The organism is Thiomonas sp. TH-17 (genome assembly GCF_057473305.1).
The window spans coordinates 1-2,016 of sequence record NZ_JBYCKI010000256.1 but is presented as its reverse complement, the minus strand read 5'-3'; the positions used below and the strand labels follow the sequence as shown (position 1 = coordinate 2,016).

Annotated in this window: 2 protein-coding genes; both read left to right on the top strand. The window is 61.6% G+C overall.

All coding sequences use genetic code 11. The annotated features are described in order from the left end of the window. Positions 1-1,268, top strand: a 1,268-nt coding sequence (locus AC2VLV_RS14930) for an EAL and HDOD domain-containing protein (RefSeq protein WP_486990736.1), incomplete at its 5' end; no start/stop codon positions are given. 9 nt (positions 1,269-1,277) lie between these two features. Further along, the coding region (locus AC2VLV_RS14925) for a flagellar brake protein (protein WP_486990735.1) at positions 1,278-2,016 on the top strand (739 nt) is incomplete at its 3' end.

Genomic DNA, 2,016 nt, shown 5'->3' with positions numbered 1-2,016 from the left:
TCACCTCGCCAGATACCGACGCGCCCGAAGCACAGAGCGCGGTCATGCAAGCGCACATCGCGCGCCAGCCCATCGTCGACCGCAAACAGCAGATCGTCGGCTACGAGTTGTTCGCGCGCGAAAGTGGCACGGCCGAACACGCGCCCGCCCAGCACAGCGCCGAGAGCGACAGCGTGCTGCTGTTCAACGCCCTGTCCAACATCGGCGCCGAGAGGCTGTTCGGCGAAAAACTCGCCTTCATCAACTGCGTGGTCGAAGACCTCAAGGCCGAACATCTCGACATCGTTTTTCCCGATCGCATCGTGCTCGAAGTACCGCGCATCTATGGCGACGACCCCACCGGCATCGCCGAGGTTGCCGCCCAGCTCAAACCGCTGCGCGAACGCGGGTTTCATCTTGCGGCCGGCCCCTTCGCCGCAGCCTCGCTGTATGCCGCCTGGCTGCCGTTTCTCAGCTACATCAAGGCGGATGTTCAGAGCCTTTCGGCCAACGTGGCCGTGGCCCTGCAGCGCAAGGCCGAAAGCCAGCGCAATGTGCGTCTGGTGGCCGAAAAGGTGGAAACGCCCGAGCAGTTCAAGACCTATTTCGACGCCGGCTTTCACTTTTTTCAAGGCTATTACTTCGCCAAGCCGCAGACCATCAGCGCCAAGGTCATCAACCCGGCGCACGCCAATGTGCTGCAACTGATGAATCTGGTCATGCGGCAAGCCGAACTGAGCGAGATCGAGCAGGTGCTCAAGCGCGATCCGGCGCTGTCCTTCAAGCTCCTGCGCTACATCAACTCCTCGGGTTTCGGCCTGATGTCCGAAGTGACCTCGTTCCGCCATGCCGCCGCCATTCTCGGCTACAAAAAACTGTTCCGCTGGCTCGCGCTGCTGCTCGCCACCGTGCCCGGCAATGCCGCCTCTCCAGCCATCGCGCGCACCGCCATCACCCGCGGCCGCATGATGGAGCTGTTGGCCAAGGGCACGCTCTCCGACGAAGATGCCGACAACGCTTTCGTGGTGGGCATCTTCTCCATGCTCGACGTCATGCTCGGCGTGCCGATGGAAAAGGCTCTGTCCGAAATCACTCTGTCCGATCCCATCGTCATGGCCTTGAAAGACAACACCGGCATTTTCGGCAGCTACCTGCAGCTCACCCGCGCCGTCGAGCAACGCGATTTCGACAACATCGACTTTCTTGCCATGGCGCTGGGCATTCAGAGCTGGCGCGTCAGTTCCGTTCATCTGGCCGCGCTCGCCTGGGTGGAAGAGCTGGGTATCTGAACCGTTTTTATGCAAGCAGACATCACCGCCAAGTTGTTCCGCGAGGAATACCAGGTCAGCTCCGAGCAGAAGGCCGATCATGTGCTGCAGAAAATCATCGAGCGCCACGAGCCGCTGGCCGTGCTGCCGCATGACCGGGCCGAAGAATTCAGCTCGGCCCTGCTGGTGGTCAACCGTCCCAAGCACTGGTTGATCATCGATGAACTCACCCCCGACGGCGGCAACCGCCGACTGGAAAATGGCGCGCCGTTTTTCACCATCGGGCGGTATGAAGGCGTGTTCGTCGGCTTTCAGTCCAAGCTGATCGAGCGCATCGATTACGAGGGTTATGGCGCCCTGCGCATCGCCTACCCCGATCTCATCTATTACCTGCAGCGACGCAATTTTTTCCGCGTGACCGTCGCGCCGGGTGACCTGAGTACGGTGGACATTCAGCGCCGCGGCGCCAAACCGCTCTACGGCCAATGCCACGACCTGAGCGTCAACGGCATGCGGCTGCTGGTGCCCTCGGCACTCGACTACGCCTTGACCACGGGCGAATACATACCCATGGTGCGCTTCAGTCTGGAAGATGTGGAGCTGGCGGTCGAGGCGGAGGTGCGTTTTGTCGGGGCTTTGCGAGACACCAAAACCCGGCAGCCCATGCGCCAACTCGGCATTCAGTTTCTGAACATGGCCCCGGCCTTCGAGCAGCGCCTGCAACAGTATGTCCAGCGGCGCGACCGCGAACTGCTGAGAGACGCTCGGC